General features: G+C 70.7%; 20 protein-coding genes and 1 tRNA gene. 11 read left to right on the forward strand and 10 right to left on the reverse strand.

Annotation, left to right across the window (positions count from 1 at the left end):
- Positions 1 to 4 precede the first annotated feature (4 nt).
- Together FCG67_RS12165 and cobC are read right to left on the reverse strand one after the other, a co-directional pair.
- A complete protein-coding gene (locus FCG67_RS12165; RefSeq protein ID WP_246045025.1) occupies positions 5 to 1138 on the reverse strand; it encodes a Nif3-like dinuclear metal center hexameric protein in 1134 nt (377 codons plus the stop codon).
- Positions 1135 to 2169: an Rv2231c family histidinol phosphate aminotransferase CobC gene (cobC, locus tag FCG67_RS12170; RefSeq protein ID WP_136910058.1), complete on the reverse strand. Its 1035-nt coding sequence runs from the start codon at positions 2167 to 2169 to the stop codon at positions 1135 to 1137. The genes FCG67_RS12165 and cobC overlap by 4 nt, the downstream gene beginning before the upstream one ends.
- Positions 2170 to 2224: 55 nt before the next feature.
- Here cobC and FCG67_RS12175 point away from each other — a divergent pair, with 55 nt between their 5' ends.
- From FCG67_RS12175 to FCG67_RS12185, 3 genes are read left to right on the forward strand one after another with little or no spacing between them, the layout of a single operon-like run.
- Positions 2225 to 2893 (forward strand): HAD hydrolase-like protein, encoded by a 669-nt coding sequence (locus FCG67_RS12175; RefSeq protein WP_136910059.1) that lies wholly within the window; start codon positions 2225 to 2227, stop codon positions 2891 to 2893.
- Positions 2883 to 3356: a low molecular weight protein-tyrosine-phosphatase gene (locus tag FCG67_RS12180; RefSeq protein WP_136910060.1), complete on the forward strand. Its 474-nt coding sequence runs from the start codon at positions 2883 to 2885 to the stop codon at positions 3354 to 3356. The genes FCG67_RS12175 and FCG67_RS12180 overlap by 11 nt, the downstream gene beginning before the upstream one ends.
- Positions 3357 to 3406: 50 nt before the next feature.
- Complete coding sequence (locus FCG67_RS12185; RefSeq protein WP_136910061.1) at positions 3407 to 4318, forward strand: SURF1 family cytochrome oxidase biogenesis protein; 912 nt, start codon at positions 3407 to 3409, stop codon at positions 4316 to 4318.
- Here the strand turns inward: FCG67_RS12185 and FCG67_RS12190 are convergent.
- Complete coding sequence (locus FCG67_RS12190) at positions 4244 to 5239, reverse strand: cobalamin biosynthesis protein (protein WP_136910062.1); 996 nt, start codon at positions 5237 to 5239, stop codon at positions 4244 to 4246. The two genes, FCG67_RS12185 and FCG67_RS12190, sit on opposite strands and share 75 nt — an antisense overlap.
- Before the next feature lie 46 nt (positions 5240 to 5285).
- Between FCG67_RS12190 and FCG67_RS12195 the strand changes: the two genes are divergently transcribed.
- The 4 genes from FCG67_RS12195 to FCG67_RS12210 all read left to right on the forward strand — a co-directional run bounded on the left by FCG67_RS12195 (position 5286) and on the right by FCG67_RS12210 (position 8341).
- Positions 5286 to 5642: a DUF5655 domain-containing protein gene (locus FCG67_RS12195; RefSeq protein WP_136910063.1), complete on the forward strand. Its 357-nt coding sequence runs from the start codon at positions 5286 to 5288 to the stop codon at positions 5640 to 5642.
- 116 nt (positions 5643 to 5758) lie between these two features.
- The gene (locus FCG67_RS12200; protein ID WP_211243178.1) at positions 5759 to 6451 is read left to right on the forward strand and encodes an ABC transporter ATP-binding protein; all 693 of its coding nucleotides are present in this window, start codon (positions 5759 to 5761) and stop codon (positions 6449 to 6451) included.
- Positions 6448 to 7755, forward strand: coding sequence for an FtsX-like permease family protein (locus tag FCG67_RS12205; RefSeq protein WP_136910065.1), 1308 nt, complete (start codon positions 6448 to 6450; stop codon positions 7753 to 7755). The genes FCG67_RS12200 and FCG67_RS12205 overlap by 4 nt, the downstream gene beginning before the upstream one ends.
- A 10-nt stretch (positions 7756 to 7765) precedes the next feature.
- Positions 7766 to 8341 carry a thermonuclease family protein gene (locus FCG67_RS12210; protein ID WP_246045026.1) on the forward strand — a complete coding sequence of 192 codons (576 nt, stop codon included), beginning with the start codon at positions 7766 to 7768 and terminating at the stop codon, positions 8339 to 8341.
- A 4-nt stretch (positions 8342 to 8345) separates the two neighbouring features.
- On the opposite strand, the gene FCG67_RS24955 is transcribed toward FCG67_RS12210, so the two are convergent.
- Complete coding sequence (locus FCG67_RS24955) at positions 8346 to 8510, reverse strand: hypothetical protein (RefSeq protein ID WP_169310504.1); 165 nt, start codon at positions 8508 to 8510, stop codon at positions 8346 to 8348.
- A 108-nt stretch (positions 8511 to 8618) separates the two neighbouring features.
- On the opposite strand from FCG67_RS24955, the gene FCG67_RS25180 reads away from it, so the two are divergent.
- Positions 8619 to 9323, forward strand: coding sequence for an excalibur calcium-binding domain-containing protein (locus FCG67_RS25180; protein WP_211243179.1), 705 nt, complete (start codon positions 8619 to 8621; stop codon positions 9321 to 9323).
- 95 nt (positions 9324 to 9418) lie between these two features.
- On the opposite strand, the gene FCG67_RS25560 is transcribed toward FCG67_RS25180, so the two are convergent.
- On the reverse strand, positions 9419 to 9889 hold the full coding sequence (locus FCG67_RS25560) for an acyltransferase (protein ID WP_136910066.1): 471 nt from the start codon (positions 9887 to 9889) through the stop codon (positions 9419 to 9421).
- Between the two features lie 153 nt (positions 9890 to 10042).
- On the opposite strand from FCG67_RS25560, the gene FCG67_RS12225 reads away from it, so the two are divergent.
- Positions 10043 to 10300: a type II toxin-antitoxin system Phd/YefM family antitoxin gene (locus FCG67_RS12225; RefSeq protein WP_136910286.1), complete on the forward strand. Its 258-nt coding sequence runs from the start codon at positions 10043 to 10045 to the stop codon at positions 10298 to 10300.
- A gap of 16 nt (positions 10301 to 10316) precedes the next feature.
- On the opposite strand, the gene FCG67_RS12230 is transcribed toward FCG67_RS12225, so the two are convergent.
- Positions 10317 to 10775, reverse strand: a complete 459-nt coding sequence (locus FCG67_RS12230; RefSeq protein WP_246045027.1) for a DUF5994 family protein — start codon at positions 10773 to 10775, stop codon at positions 10317 to 10319.
- Entirely contained in the window at positions 10772 to 11221 is a 450-nt protein-coding gene (locus FCG67_RS12235; protein WP_425467833.1) for a DUF5994 family protein, read from the reverse strand. The genes FCG67_RS12230 and FCG67_RS12235 overlap by 4 nt, the downstream gene beginning before the upstream one ends.
- 735 nt (positions 11222 to 11956) lie before the next feature.
- Between FCG67_RS12235 and FCG67_RS12240 the strand changes: the two genes are divergently transcribed.
- Both FCG67_RS12240 and FCG67_RS12245 read left to right on the forward strand, forming a co-directional pair.
- Positions 11957 to 12775: a transglycosylase domain-containing protein gene (locus tag FCG67_RS12240; protein WP_169310505.1), complete on the forward strand. Its 819-nt coding sequence runs from the start codon at positions 11957 to 11959 to the stop codon at positions 12773 to 12775.
- A gap of 103 nt (positions 12776 to 12878) precedes the next feature.
- A complete protein-coding gene (locus tag FCG67_RS12245) occupies positions 12879 to 13292 on the forward strand; it encodes a hypothetical protein (RefSeq protein WP_136910068.1) in 414 nt (137 codons plus the stop codon).
- A gap of 105 nt (positions 13293 to 13397) precedes the next feature.
- Here the strand turns inward: FCG67_RS12245 and FCG67_RS12250 are convergent.
- The 3 genes from FCG67_RS12250 to FCG67_RS12260 form a co-directional block, all read right to left on the reverse strand.
- Positions 13398 to 13469, reverse strand: a tRNA-Val gene (locus FCG67_RS12250).
- Positions 13470 to 13499: 30 nt separating this feature from the next.
- Complete coding sequence (locus FCG67_RS12255; protein WP_097212084.1) at positions 13500 to 13964, reverse strand: peroxiredoxin; 465 nt, start codon at positions 13962 to 13964, stop codon at positions 13500 to 13502.
- A 25-nt stretch (positions 13965 to 13989) separates the two neighbouring features.
- Entirely contained in the window at positions 13990 to 14412 is a 423-nt protein-coding gene (locus FCG67_RS12260) for a DUF3052 domain-containing protein (protein WP_136910069.1), read from the reverse strand.
- Positions 14413 to 14595 lie beyond the last annotated feature (183 nt).

Below are 14595 nucleotides of genomic sequence, written 5' to 3' on the forward strand. Positions count from 1 at the left end.
GCCGCTAGCAGGAACCCAGCGTCCACGGGTCGGTGCGGACCGTGGACACCGCGCTCGCCCACCCGGGGGTCCCGGCGAACCGGGCGTCGAGCACTCCCCTTGCCTGGTCGCACCAGGGGAACTCGCTGGCCCAGTGCGCGACGTCGACCAGCGCGGGGCCGCCCGCGCGCAGGTGCTCGTCGGCGGGGTGATGACGCAGGTCGGCCGTCACATAGGCGTCCACCCCGCGGGCGGCTGCGACCCCGAGCAGCGAGTCGCCTGATCCGCCGCACACCGCCACCGTCCGCACTGGCGCCTCCGGGTCCCCCGCCGCGCGCACGCCCCAGGCGGTCTCGGGCAGCGCGGCCCGCACCCGGGCGGTGAACTGGCGCAACGTCTCCGGCTCCGCGAGTTCACCGATCCGGCCGATGCCCCGCGGCGACCCGGTGTCGGCCAGCTCGAGGACGTCGAAGGCCGGCTCCTCGTAGGGGTGGGCGCCTCGCAGCGCGCCGAGCACCAGGCGTCGCAGCGACCGCCTGGCCACCACCTCCACCCGGTCCTCGGCGACCCGCTCGAGCCGGCCGACCTCGCCGAGCGCCGGGTTCGCGGCCGTGCCCGGCAGGAACTGTCCGGTGCCGGTGACCGTCCAGCTGCAGTCGCGATAGTCCCCGACCTGGCCCGCCCCGGCGTCGAACAGGGCCCTGCGTACCGCGTCGGTGTCCGTGGTGGGGACCATCACCACCCACTTGTCGAGCGACTCGGACGGCGCCGGGTCCAGCGGGCCGGTCACCGTCAGCCCCAGCGCCCGCGCCAGCGCGTCGGACACCCCTGGGTCGGCGGAATCGGCGTTGGTGTGCGCGGTGTACAGCGCGCAGCCGGACCGGATCAGCCGGTGCACCAGCGCGCCCTTCGGGGTGTGCGCGCCGACGGTGTCCACCCCGCGCAGCAGCAGCGGATGGTGCACGAGCAGGAGCTGCGCACCCCAGGCCAGCGCCTCCTCGACCACCGACTCGGTGGCGTCGACGGCGATCAGCACCCGGCTGACGTCGTCGGCGGGGTCGCCGCACACCAGGCCGACGGAGTCCCAGCTCTCGGCGAGCGCGGGCGGGTAGGCCCGCTCCAGCGCCTCGATCACCTCGGCCAGCCGAACAGCCATCACAGCACCTCTCTCATCGCGTCGACCAACACCCTCGCCTGGGCGGCCTCCCGGACCGCGACCCGCAGGTGGTCGGGGCCGAGGCCGGGGAACGTGTCGCAGCGTCGGACCGCGATCCCCTTGTCCCGCAGGCGCGTCCGCACCCTTTCGCCGTCCGGGACCCGCAGCAGCAGGAACGGCCCCCGCGCAGGCAACTGCACGGTGACACCCGCCTCGGTCAGCATCGCCACCATCTCCGCGCGCTCGGCCTCGATCACATCGGCCTCGCGGCACGCCCACGCGACGGCGGCCGGCTCGCTGCACGCCCGGATCGCCTCCACCTGCAGACTGCCCAGCGGCCAGTGCGCCCGCCCGACCTGCAGGCGTGCCAGCAGCTCCGGGTCGCCGAGCACGTACCCGCACCGCAGCCCCGCCAGCGCGAACGTCTTGGTCAGGCTGCGAAGGACCAGTACGTCGGGCAACGACAGGCCGGCCAGCGACTCCGGCTCACCGGGCACGGCGTCCGCGAACGCCTCGTCGACGACCACGATCCGGCCCGGCCTGCGCAGCGCCAGGATGTCTGCGGCGGGGTGCAGCACCGACGTCGGGTTGGTCGGGTTGCCGATCACCACCAGGTCCGCACCCTCGGGGACGGCGGCCGGGTCGAGCCGGTACGGCTCGTCCAGCATCACGGTCTCGACCGGGACGCCCGCCTCCCGCAGCGCCCACTCCGGCTCGGTGAACGAGGGGTGGATCAGCGCCGCCCGCGAGGGCGCGAGCCGCGGCAGCATCGCGAACCCCTCGGCGCCGCCCGAGAGCAGCAGTACCTCGTCGCGGCGGCGGCCGTGCCGCGACGCGACCTGGTCCCGCGCGGCCTCCTCCGCGGCGACCTCCGGGTACCGACCCAGCGTTCCCAGCGCGTCGACGAGTCGTTGCCGCAGCCAGTCGGGCGGCCCGTCGCCGCGCACGTTGACGGCGAAGTCGAGCAGTCCGGGTTCGGCGTCGATGTCGCCGTGATGCCGCAGGTCGGTCCACTGCGGGGAGCGGGTGTCCACGAAGGGAGTTTATGGCGGTCGCATCGCCGTGCCGGACAACGGGCAGGATGGAGGCGTGAGCCCCAGCGTGACACTCTTCGACCTCGACGGCACCCTCACCGATTCGGCGCCCGGCATCGTGGCCGGCTTCCGGCACGCGCTGACCGCGGTCGGTGTTCCCGAACCCGACGGCGACCTACTGGACCGGATCGTCGGGCCGCCGATGGTGGACACCCTGCGCTCGCTCGGGCTCGACGAGGAGACCACCCAGCGCGCCCTGGCCAGCTACCTCGACCGCTACGACGAGATCGGCTGGGCGGAGAACGCGGTCTTCGACGGCATCGGCGACCTGCTCACCGCCGCCGCGAGCCGCGGATCCCGACTGGCGGTGGCGACGTCCAAGTCGGAACGGTTCGCGCGCCGGATCCTCGAGCACTTCGCGCTCGCCGGGCACTTCGAGGTGATCGCCGGGGCGTCCGACGACGGCACCGCGCGGCGCGCGAAGGTCGACGTGATCGAGCACGCGCTGCGCGGGCTCGGCATCGAACCGATCGACGCGGGGCGCGGCGGCACCCCCGACGTGGTGATGGTCGGCGACCGCGAACACGACGTGCACGGCGCCGCGCACTGGGGCATCCCGACGGTGTTCGTCGGCTGGGGCTACGGCTCCGCCGAGGAGGCCGAGGGCGCCCGCTGGTCGGTGGAGACCGTCGACGAGCTCGGGCGGGTCCTCGATGCCGGCTGACCTTCCGCTGCACATCACCTTCGTCTGCACCGGCAACATCTGCCGGTCCCCGATGGCCGAGAAGATCCTGCTCGGGCACCTGCGCGAGGCGGGCCTCGACCCGCGGGTCCGGGTGTCGAGCGCGGGCACCGGCGACTGGCACGTCGGACACGAGGCCGACCACCGCACCAACGCGGTGCTGCGCGGGCACGGCTACCCCACCGGGCACCGGGCGGCGCAGGTCGACCGCGACCACCTCGACGCCGACCTGGTCGTCGCGCTCGACACCGGGCACGACCGCGCGCTGGCGCATCTCGGGGTGCCGGCGGAGCGGCGACGGTTGCTGCGCAGCTTCGACCCGGACGCGGACGGTGACTCGGTGCCGGACCCGTACTACGGCGACCGCGCCGACTTCGAGCTCGTGCGCGAGCAGATCGAGGCCGCCGTGCCCGGACTCCTCCAGTGGGTGCGCGAGCAGCACTGAATCGGACACCGGTCGACCGTGCCGGTCGGCGCGGCAAGTACCGTGGAACCGTGCGAAGGCTGAAGTTTCTGCTGCGTCCGGGCTGGTTGGCGCTGGCCGCCGTCGTCGCCGGGTTCGCCTTCATGTGCTTCACCGTGCTCGCGCCGTGGCAGCTCGGCAAGAACACCGACACCGAGCACCGCAACAAGCTCATCGAGGAGTCGAGCAACGCCGAGCCGGTGGCCGTCGAGTCGATCCTGCCCGAATCCGGACCACTGGCCCGGGACGACGAGTGGCGCCAGGTGACCGTGACGGGCAGCTATCTGCCCGGCAGTGACGTCCTGATCCGGCTGCGCTCGATCGAGGATTCGCCCGCCTACGAGGTGATCACCCCGATGCGGCTGACCGACGGCCGGATCGTCCTGGTCAACCGCGGGTACGCCCGCCCGGAGCAGGGCGCCGTGCCGCCGTCGTTCGCGCCCGCCCCCACCGACCAGGTGACGGTCACCGCGCGGGCCCGCGCCTCCGAGGGCACCGTGCCGGGCAAGGACCCGATCCGGGAGAACGGCTACGAGCAGGTCTACTTCATCGACGCGGGCCAGATCGGTTCGGTGCTCGGCCTCGAGCCCGTCGACGCCTACTTCCAGCTCGTCCCCGACCAGCCGGGCGGGCTGAACCCCATCCCGCTGCCGCAGCTCGATGCGGGCCCGTACCTGTCGTACGGGCTGCAGTGGCTGGCGTTCGGGATCATGGCCCCGCTCGGGCTGATCTACTTCGCGCGCGCCGAGATCCGCGAACGCCGCCGCTCCCGCGCGCCGGAGCCCGCGGCGACCCCAGCCGCCACGGCGCCTGCCGCCGAACCCGCGGCCACCGAGGACATCACGCTGCCGCGGCGCCGATTCAGCCGTTCACCGCAGCCGGAGCCCGCGGCGATGACCGCGACGGAGGCGAAGCTCGCCGATCGCTACGGCAAGCGCCGCTGACCCGAGCGCGGCGCCGATCTGCACCGCGGACGAGAGCCGCACCACCCTCCGCAGGTCCGCGGTCGCGGGCGGCGGACCGTCGCCGAGCGTTGGCCGCTCCTCGATGCCGTGCGGATACTCGGTGCGGCCGCCCAGCCGGACCCCGAGCGCGCCCGCCATCGACGCCTCGGCGACGCCGGCGTTCGGGCTGGGGTGCGCCGCCGCGTCCCGACACCACGCCGCCGCCGCGGCGGCAGGCGAACCGCCGACGACCGGCGCGGTGAGCACGGCCAGCAGGCCGGTCACGCGGGCGGGCGCGAGATTCACCAGGTCGTCGAGCCGGGCCGCCGCCCAGCCGAAGCTCAGGTACCGCTCCGAGCGATAGCCGATCATCGCGTCGAGGGTGTTGATCGCCCGGTAGCCGAGCGCGCCGGGGGCGCCCGCCACGGCCGCCCAGAACAGTGGCCCGACGGTGGCGTCGGAGGTGTTCTCGGCGACCGATTCGACGGTGGCCCTGGTCAGGCCCTCGGCGTCGAGGGAATCCGGATCGCGCCCGCACAGCGACGGGATGAGCGCGCGGGCCCCGGCGAGGTCGCCGCCCTCGACCCGCGCGGCCATGTCGGAGCCGACGCGGACCAGGGAGGTGCCGCCGAGCGCGGTCCAGGTCGCGGCAGCGGTGATCGCGGTCTCCCCCGCCCAGCCCAGCCCGCGCCCGAAACGCACGGCGACCAGGGTCACGCCCATGACCGCGCCGACCAGGACGGCGGTGTGCACGGCGCCTGCCGCGCGCCGATCGGAGTACGTGCGCTGTTCGAGGAGCGCCGCGGCCTGACCGAACCCGGCCACCGGGTGCCACCGCACCGGGTCGGCCAGGGCCCGATCCGCCGCGTACCCGAGCAGGATCCCGGCCGCCCTCGCCGTCGCGCGGCCGTTGAAGTTCACGCCGGTATTTCTATCAACCGCACCGACCGCCGATTACCGTCGACCCATGACCGGTGACGTCGACGAGTACGCCGCGGGCCTCGACGATGCCGCGGTGGAGTTGCTGTACCTGTTCCGGGACCGGGTGCTCGCGCTCGGTGACGTCGACGAGCGAGTGCACCCGAGCGAAGTCGCTTGGGCACGTGCCCGGGTGTTCGCCACGGCATTCATCGTCTCGTCGAGGCTGGAGGTGGCGATCGACCTGCTGCGACGCGTCGAGCATCCGCGGCTTCGCGAGTCGTTCGCGACGACCAGGAAGGTCTGGACCCATCGCATGTTCTTCACCGCCGCCGACCAGATCGACGACGTGATCGCCGAGTTGCTCGCGGAGGCCTTCGACACCGTGGGTCCCGGCACCCGCTGACCTTGCCTCGTCGGGGTGATCTCCGGGTCGGGTCATACCTGGGCATGACCCGACGGCAGCGAGAATCGGGCCGCGGTCCGATGACGCGGGCACCCCGCGTCCGCGACGGTGGAACCATGACCATCCCGACCCCGCCATCCGTCCTGTCCGTGCACGCACTCGGCAAGTCCTTCGGGCCGACCCCAGTGCTCCGCGACGTCAGCCTGGAGATCCAGGCAGGCACCGCGACCGCGATCATGGGCCCGTCGGGTTCCGGCAAGTCGACGCTGCTGCACTGCATGTCGGGGATCGTCAAGCCGGACTCAGGCGCGGTGTTGCTCGCCGGGCAGCACATCCAGAACCTCGGCGAGAACGACCGCAGCCGGCTCCGGCGCGAGGCCTTCGGCTTCGTCTTCCAGTCCGGGCAGCTGCTCCCGGAACTGCCCGCGATCGAGAACGTCGCGCTGCCGCTGATCCTCAACGGCGCCTCCATTCGTGACGCCAAGGCCACCGCGAACACCTTCTTCGCGCCGCTCGGGCTGGACGGACTGCAGGACCGTCGGCCGGGGCAGATGTCCGGCGGGCAGTCGCAGCGGGTGGCGATCGCCAGGGCCCTGGCGACCAAACCCTCGGTGCTGTTCGCGGACGAGCCGACCGGCGCGCTGGACGCGCAGACCAGCTGGGAGGTGATGCGCCTGCTGCGGGAATCGGCACAGCAGATCGGATCCGCCCTGGTGGTGGTCACCCACGACCTCGAGGTGGCCCGCTGGTGCGACCGCACGCTGGTGATGCAGGCCGGTTCCCTCGTCGCGCAGCAGGTGGCGGCGTGAGCGCCACCGCCCGCGTCGCCCTGCTGACGGTGCGGGGCGAGGGCCGAAAGGCGATCAGCACCTATACCCTTCCGGTCACCGCCTTCGCCGCCTCCACCGCGCTGCTGCTCACGGTCCTCGGCGGGTACGGCGCCTTCGACGGCCGCGCAGACGAGCCGGAGGCGCAGATGTACCTCGCCCTCGCGGGCGTGGCCTCGGTCCTCATGGTGGTGCCCGCCGTGACCCTCGGCCTCGCCGCGGCACGACTCGGCGCGCGCCGCCGGGACGAGCGGCTCGCCGCGCTGCGGCTGATCGGTGCCACCCCGCGCCAGATCGTGGCCCTGTGCTCGGCCGAATCCGGTGCGCAGGGCCTGGTCGGCGCGCTGATCGGCGTGGTCGGCTACCTAGCCGCGATGCCGCTGGTCGCGCAGCTGCGGTTCCAGGGCCGCACCTTCGACCTCGCCGAGCTCTGGGTCGGCACCCTGCCGTTGCTCGGGGTCGTGCTCGGGATGACGGCGCTGGCCGCGCTCACCTCGATGCTCGGCATGCGGCAGGTGTTCGTCAGCCCGCTCGGTGTCGCACAGGGCAATCCCCGGCCCGCTCCCAAGGCACTCATCGCGGCGCTCGCCGCCGCGGTGTTGTTCGGCTGGACCGCCGTCGGCGGCGGCGCGCCCGGCGTCGCAGCCATCCTGATCGGGCTCGCGGTCTGCTTCGGCGTCGTGGCCCTGATCGGCCCGTTCGTGATCTCCCTGCTGGGCCGCATCATGCTCGCCCGCTCGAGGGACGCCGCCTCGCTGATCGCCGCGCGCCGGGTGCTCGACAACCCGAAATCCGTGTGGCGCACCGTCAGCGGCGTCACGATGGCCAGCTTCGTGGCGGCAGGCACCTCGCTGCTCGCCGCGATCGGCAACGGCGAGGGCCAGGAGCTCCAGCCGGGTCAGGAGTTCATCTTCGCGGACCTGCGGACCGGTGTGCTGTTCACCCTCGGCGCGACCTTCGCGCTCGCCGCGATCTCCTCGGCGCTCACCCAGGTATCCACGATCCTGGACAACCGGCAGCTCTACCGCAGCCTCGCGCTGGCGGGCACGCCGCCCGAGGTGATGGACCGGGCCCGCATGCGGCAGGTCCGCACCCCGGTGGTGGTGATGGCGCTGGCGGGCGCGGGCGGCGCCCTGCTGTTCCTGTTCCCGCTCACCGGCGCCGCCATCGTGACCAGCCCGATGGCGCTGCTGCAGCTCGGCGTCACGCTGGCCGCCGGAATCGCCCTGGTGCTGGCCAGCGCGCTCCTGGCTCGACCGGTGATGCGCCGGGTGCTCGCCGATTAGGCTCGGACCGATGAACGCCCCTGCGCCCCGGCGGAAGTGGATTCTCGCCCTGTGCGCGGGGGCCGTCCTCGCGGTGGGGGTGGCGCTGGCGGCGTCGAACCGGTGGACGGTGACCGAGCCCGCCGGGCCCGTCGATCCGCGCACGATGACGGTCGAGTACGTGTACGACGGCGACACCGTGCGCGTGCGTGACGGCGACGGGGAGTTGACGGTCCGGGTGCTGGGCATCGACACCCCCGAGACGGTGAAGTCGGGATACACCGTCGGATGCTGGGGACCCGAGTCCACCTCCTACGCCCGCGCCACGCTCGACGGCGCCGCGGTGCAGGTCACGATCGATCCCCGTGCGGACGCCGTCGACGACTACGGCCGCACCCTCGCCCACCTGACACTGCCCGACGGCTCCGACTACGGGACAGCCGCCGTCCGAGCCGGGATGGCCAAGGCGTATGCCTACGGCCGCAGCACCGGTCGGCTGACCGAGGAGATCGCGCGGGCCGAGAGCGAGGCACGTGCCTCGGGCGCGGGATTGTGGGGGCCGCCCTGCGACGGGCGCACGGATTCGGTCCAGCTGGAAGGTAATTGACCGGTCAGCCGCTGCGGCGGATCCGGGCGAGGGCGCCCGCGGCGATGACGAGCCACAGCAGTCCGAGCGCGATGGTCCAGCCCACGCTCTCCAGCCGGGCCGCCGCCAGCCCGAGGCCGAAGGCCAGCACCGCGAGCCCGACCAGCGTCAGCACCTGCCCCATCTTCATCGGTCAAGCGTACGTCGGCGAACAGTCACGGGCCGGGGGAATGTCGATGCCGCCCACCCCGTCTGATACTCATTGCGGGCACACATCCCAAAAGGAGTATCACCACCCATGACGAACCCCGGCGGACCCCCTCCCGGCTGGTACCCCGATCCCGACCCGAGCGGGGCCACCGAGTTCCAGCGGTACTGGAACGGCGACGAATGGACGTTGACAACGCGTCCCGTGCCGCCGGATTCGACCGCCACCACCCTCATCCCGGTCATCCCCGCCGAGCCGGAACCCGAACCGGAGCCGGAGCCCGCGGCGAAAAAGAAGTCGAAGACCGTCCCGCTCCTTGCGGCAGGCGCCGTCGCGGTGGCGGTGCTCGCCGTCACCGCCGGCGTCATGGGCTCGGCGACGAGCGAACCCGCCTCCTCCCCCACCATCTCGAGGACCGTGCCCACGACGACGGCACGCCCGTCCACGCCCGCGACCTCGCCCGCCCGCTCTTCGTCGGTGCCCGCGCCCGTGAAGCCGGCGCCGCTGGTCGAGGTACCGAAGCCGACGACCTACAACGCGCCAGCCCCCGTCACCACCCGTCCGCCCGGCGCCGCACCCGCGCCCGCCTACGTTCCGGATACCTCGGAACGGAGGCCCGCTCCGACGCCGGTGATCACGAAGCCACAGCCGCTCGTCGAGGCACCTTCTCCGTCGGGCAAGTTCTCATCGTGCGAGGACGCGATCGCGGCCGGAGCGGCCCCGATGTACAAGGGCGACCCCGGCTACAGCCCCAAACTGGATCGGGACAAGGACGGCATCGCCTGCGACAAGTAGTGCCCGAGACGTGGGGCGGCGTGAGTGCGCGCCGCCCCACGCTTCGCGCGCCGCGGGGCGCACGAAACGCGAAGCCCGCGTGCGGGTATCCGCGATCAGGCGGGCAGGTCCCGTACCCGCCGCGCCGGATTCCCGGCGTAGAGGCCGTTCGGCTCGCAGTCCTTGGTCACCACCGCGCCCGCGCCGATCATGCAGCCGGGCCCGATGGTGACGCCGGGCAAGATGGTCGCCCGCGCACCGATCCAGCAGCCGTCCCCGACGACGATCGGTAGGTCGTAGACGCGCCCCCCGCGCCCGTCGGCGGGGCCCATCTCGTGGGTGCTGGTGATGAACGCGACCTGGTGCCCCACCGCGACCTGCCTGCCGAGCGTGATCGGCGCGGTCCCGTCGAAGAACACGCCCCGGTTCACGAAGGTGCCCACGCCCATCCGGATGTCCTTACCGCCGAAGTGGCATCCCGCGTAGATCCCGGCTCCCCACACCTTGGCGCCGCCGGCGAGTAGCAGCAGGATGCGCAGCCACACGGGAACGAGCCGCCAGGACTGGATGATGTTGATCAGACGCACACCGTGACCCTAGTCCGCGCGAAAGACGAGGCATTTCGAACGGCGGAACAGAATTTGGGAGTGTCCGGGGCATAGAAATGCGTTCAACCCCACCACGTGGTGGCAGGATTCACGAGTCAGATCCGTCGGGAATGGAGATGCGCTGTGGCCGCAATGAAGGTGAAGACCGCGAGGAAGCGACTGAAGAAGTTGATCCGGAGGGCAAACGATGAGTCCGCCGCGATCGAGATCGGCGGCAAGCACGGCAGCGCTGTCCTGATCTCACGGTCTCACTACGAAGCCCTCCGCGAGACCTCGTACCTGCTGCGGTCGCCGGATCTGCTCGAGAGCCTCCGACGGGCCGGTGCTCGCGAGAGACTCCTCGACGACCTCTACGGCGCGCCCACCGAGCGGACCGATCAGATCGCCTGACCGACCGGCGAAGACGTCACACCTCGGATGCACCCACGGCAAGCCGCATCGCCGCATAGGCACAGTCCGCCTCGGTGTCCGGCGGGACGACCAGCAACGCCAGCCGTGACCCATCGGCCCCGAACAGGTACATGACGTTCTGTGGCTGACCGTCCACCGGGCCGCAGACGAGCACTCCATCGTGTCGATCGAGGCCGCGTTGTGTGACACTGCGCGGATTCCAAGCGAAGGAAACCCGGACTGTGCGACCGAGATGTGTTGCGACAGCGCTGATCACGTCATGCAATTCCAACGTCAGGTTCGTGGTCCGCGGCCACCACGCGCCGTCGACCAGGCCGGAAGGCGCGCCTCGAGCCCGAAGGAGGATGCGCGATGTGCGGGTTGCCGGCTCAAAGGGCTGGCGGCCATTGGTCTCGTGCAGTCGCGAACCCATGTCGAAGTGATTCCCGACGCTTCGGATCCCGTCGCGCATCATGGTCGACGCACCTTCCCAGCCCCACCTTCCGAATCCCAGCGATTCTGGGCGGCAAGCTGGAACGCCTCGCGTACCCCGACCATCAACAGGTCGTCCGCCGTGGTCGCACTGTTCGGCTTGGCGGCGGTCATCATGGTCGCGTGCGCGTAGTCGGGCTCTGTGTAGGGCGGGACCACCAGCAGCGCCATCCTCTTCCTGTTCGCGCCGACGACGTACAGGGTGTTGACCGGCTGAAACGGGTAGCCGTCCAATCGAACTTCGTGTCCCCCACTGCGGATCCGCGCGGGCGCCTTCGCCCACCCGTTTATGTTGTAGACCACTCGGTCGATCCGGCCGAGGCGAATGCCGAGCACCGCCAGTAGCCCGGGGACTTCGGTGGCCAAGTCGGGTGACCTGGGCCACCACGCTCCATCGACGAACCCCCGGGCTGCACGCCGTGGCTTCAACCGCAGCCGCAGCGTTGGTATCCGCCGCGCATGGGGTTGACGGGCATCGCGATGGCCCAGGGACGGGCTCGTATGATTCAGCGTCACGACTGACGCTCCTGCCTTGGCCGCGAACCGGCCAGGTTCATTCCAATCGGAGACGACGCGATCGAAAATGCCGCGTTCGAGGTGCACCCGATACACCCGATGCTACGCCCGCGCTCGCCTCGGCCCCTCAGCGCGGAACCGGCAGAAGCTCACAATTGACAACCTGATTGTTTCGGTAACCTTTAGGTGTGTTCACGAGATACGCGCGGTGCGCCGCTGAGGGCCATGTCGAAGGCGAGCAGCGTGCGGCCCTCAGGGTGCCTGCGGACCGGAGCTTCGTCCAGCACGGGTTGACCGTCACGGACGGGAACTGAGGCGCGTTCACGCCCTCCACGCACCATGAACAAACGACTCGGCGACGGCCGGAACCGTCCGATTCCCCGACCCCAGCCTCGGTACAGTGCCGCGACATCGCGGCGGCCGTGGCCGGCACTCCCGCGTGATACCCCGCGGCCGGACAACCTTGCGCCGTACGGGCCACCTCCCCAGTCGAGTTGGAAGTACCAACGAGCGAAGCCGCAGGCTCCGGTCTGGCCGCCGCCTCCGCTGCCTCCGACTCCGACGCCTCCGCTCCCCCCTACGCCGGAACTCCCCGACGGCACGACACCCCCGTCCCGGAAGCCCGCCTGGCGCCGGTGGACGAAGTGGATGGTGATCGGATTCGTCGTATGGCTCGTGGTGACGCCCGTGATCTACCGCGTGTGGACGCCGCCGCGCACGATGTTCATGCTGACCGACAGCGCGCCGGGCGACACGGTCTTCCAGGAAGTCTCGCTCGACCACATCAGCAGGCACTACATCGCGTCCGTGCTCGCCCACGAGGACGCCGAGCTCGGCACGCGCATGGGCCCGTTCCACATGAGCGACTTCATCGATCGGACCGAGACTTATCTCGAGTCCGGTGAAGATCTCTCGGGCTCGACCATCCCCCAGCAGCTGGTGAAGAACATGTTCCTCATCCGAGGCGAGTGGGTCGGAACGAGGGTATTCCGCAAGGGCGTGGAGGCCGTGCTGTCCTGGCCCTTCAACCTCATGGGCGACCAGCGGCAGCTCGAGCTGTACCTGAACTACGCCCAGTTCGGGCCGAACCTGTACGGCGTCTGCTCCGCCAGCTGGTACTACTTCAACCGTCCGCCGTGGGACAGCAACCCATGGGACGCAGCAACAATTGCCGGCCTCCTGCCGCTCGGCGAAGACGCCCGACGGGCGCCGGGTGGCGGCGTCGACGTCGAGAGCGACGGGACATGGCTGGTGGCCAGCACGGTCGCCAATGCCCGGAACAAGCTGCCGCAGCGGATCAGCCAGATGGGCGGCTGGGAGGGAGCGGTCGCGACGGTGGGCATCACCGACTCGGCAGGCGACCACCCGCCTCTCGGGGAGCCGAAGAGCTGCTCCGTGATGCCCCAGGTCGTGGCCGATCGGCTCGCGGCCGAGGGCGCCTGGTGGAGTTCGGAGTACGGCGGCTGACCACTAGTCGAAAGTAGGAGAACTGCCGACTTTCATGACCGGATCATCACGAAGCCTTTAACGTGTTCTGGTTCACTCCAAAAACCCACCAGGAGAAACCACAGTGCGTAGATCCGCAGGAATCATCGGCGCCACCATCGCCGCCGCCGGCCTCACCATCGGCACCGCAGGCGTCGCCAGCGCGCTCCCGGTGAGCATTCCCGGCACCACCGGCCACCCCTACGTGGCCGGCGTCGACGTGGAGCCGGGGTCGTACTACTCCCGCATCACGGACAGCACGAACGGGACCTGCCGTTTTGTCATGACCCCTGACGGCGATAATCCGCCGAGCAACAGTACTGACTTCACGTACCGAATCGTCGATCTGAAGGCCGGCGACCGGCTCGACTCCGTCGGCTGCACCCCCTGGCACCGACAGGGGAACCCCCTCGGCTCGGCAGGGTCAACCGACTTGGGCATTCTCAGCGGGCTGGGCCTGGAGGATTTCGTCTTCGGCAATCTCCCGTTGGGTTCCTGACCAGTCGACTCGGTTCCCACGAGCAAGAAGCCCCCCGCCTCGTCGAGGCGGGGGGCTTCTTGCTGTCCGACAGCGAGTTTGGCCACTCGCCTGCCGGCACCGCGGTGGGCGCGGAGGGTTTCGAACCCCCGACCGCTGGTGTGTAAAACCAGAGCTCTACCACTGAGCTACACGCCCGAAATCCGACGGTTTCCCGCCGAATTGCACTCAGGAATCTAGCGCGGCGAGCGCATTCTCCCAAGCTGCCTGGTCACGGGCCTCTCCGGGGCCGTTCATCTCGGCGAACCGGATGTAGCCCTCCTTGTCCACGACGAAGGTTCCGCGGTTCGCGAACCCGGCCTTGTCGTTGAACACGTCGTAGGCCTGGGCCACCGCACCGTGCGGCCAGAAGTCCGACAGCAACGGGAAGGTGTACCCCTGCTCCGCCGCCCAGATCTTGTGCGTGGGCGGCGGACCGACGGAGACCGCGAGCACCGCGGCGTCGTCGTTCTCGAACTTCGGCAGACCGTCCCGGACCTTGCAGAGCTCACCCTGGCAGGTACCGGTGAAGGCGAGCGGATAGAACACGATCAGGACGTTCTTCTTACCTCGGTAGTCCGAGAGCGAGACTTCCTGGTTGTTCTGGTCCTTGAGGGTGAAATCGGGAGCGATCGCACCGACGTCGAGAGGCATGGGGGTTCCTTCTGGAGTAGTGCTGTCAGCGCTTGGCCGGGCGGGCCTTCGGCTGCACCAGCCGACTGCCGCTCCACAGGCCGAGGTTCGCCGCCGAGGTCTGGGTCAGACCCGCCGTCGGTGCCGATTCGGCGATCTCGCTGGGCTCGACATGGCCAGGCTGTCCGGTCTTGGGGCTGAGGACCCACACGAAACCCTCGTCGGCCAGGGGGCCGATCGCGTCCATGAGTGCGTCGACGAGGTCTCCGTCGCCGTCCCGCCACCACAGCAGGACCACGTCGATCACCTCATCCGATTCCTCGTCGAGGAGCTCCCCACCGATGGTCTCCTCCACGGATGCGCGCAGCGCATCGTCGGTGTCCTCGTCCCAACCCAGTTCCTGAACAGCCATGTCATTGGTGATGCCGAGTTTCTGGGCATAGTTCTGGGCGTCCGCCGCGGCGACCACGGTGGTGTCCTCCTTTTGTTGTCGGGGCTGAGACCTCCAGCACCCGGTCCGTGTGGATCAGTAGTGAAAGCGAACAGGTTGAACGGCTCTCGCGCAAGCCGACGCCACCGAAAAACCGAACAAAGATTTTGTGACGTACCCGATTGTGACTCGCCGTCGCCCCTCGCCGGGCAATACGGCAGG

It is taken from the genome of Rhodococcus oryzae (assembly GCF_005049235.1).
In the GTDB taxonomy this organism is placed as follows: domain Bacteria; phylum Actinomycetota; class Actinomycetes; order Mycobacteriales; family Mycobacteriaceae; genus Rhodococcus_G; species Rhodococcus_G oryzae.

Coding starts and splice junctions, on each gene's coding strand:
- FCG67_RS12180 (WP_136910060.1), top strand. CDS start 2,883: ATGCCGGCTGACCTTCCGCTGCACATCACCTTCGTCTGCACCGGCAAC.
- FCG67_RS12195 (WP_136910063.1), top strand. CDS start 5,286: ATGACCGGTGACGTCGACGAGTACGCCGCGGGCCTCGACGATGCCGCG.
- FCG67_RS12200 (WP_211243178.1), top strand. CDS start 5,759: ATGACCATCCCGACCCCGCCATCCGTCCTGTCCGTGCACGCACTCGGC.
- FCG67_RS12210 (WP_246045026.1), top strand. CDS start 7,766: ATGAACGCCCCTGCGCCCCGGCGGAAGTGGATTCTCGCCCTGTGCGCG.
- FCG67_RS24955 (WP_169310504.1), bottom strand. CDS start 8,510: ATGAAGATGGGGCAGGTGCTGACGCTGGTCGGGCTCGCGGTGCTGGCC.
- FCG67_RS25180 (WP_211243179.1), top strand. CDS start 8,619: ATGACGAACCCCGGCGGACCCCCTCCCGGCTGGTACCCCGATCCCGAC.
- FCG67_RS12225 (WP_136910286.1), top strand. CDS start 10,043: ATGAAGGTGAAGACCGCGAGGAAGCGACTGAAGAAGTTGATCCGGAGG.
- FCG67_RS12230 (WP_246045027.1), bottom strand. CDS start 10,775: ATGATGCGCGACGGGATCCGAAGCGTCGGGAATCACTTCGACATGGGT.
- FCG67_RS12240 (WP_169310505.1), top strand. CDS start 11,957: ATGGTGATCGGATTCGTCGTATGGCTCGTGGTGACGCCCGTGATCTAC.
- FCG67_RS12255 (WP_097212084.1), bottom strand. CDS start 13,964: ATGCCTCTCGACGTCGGTGCGATCGCTCCCGATTTCACCCTCAAGGAC.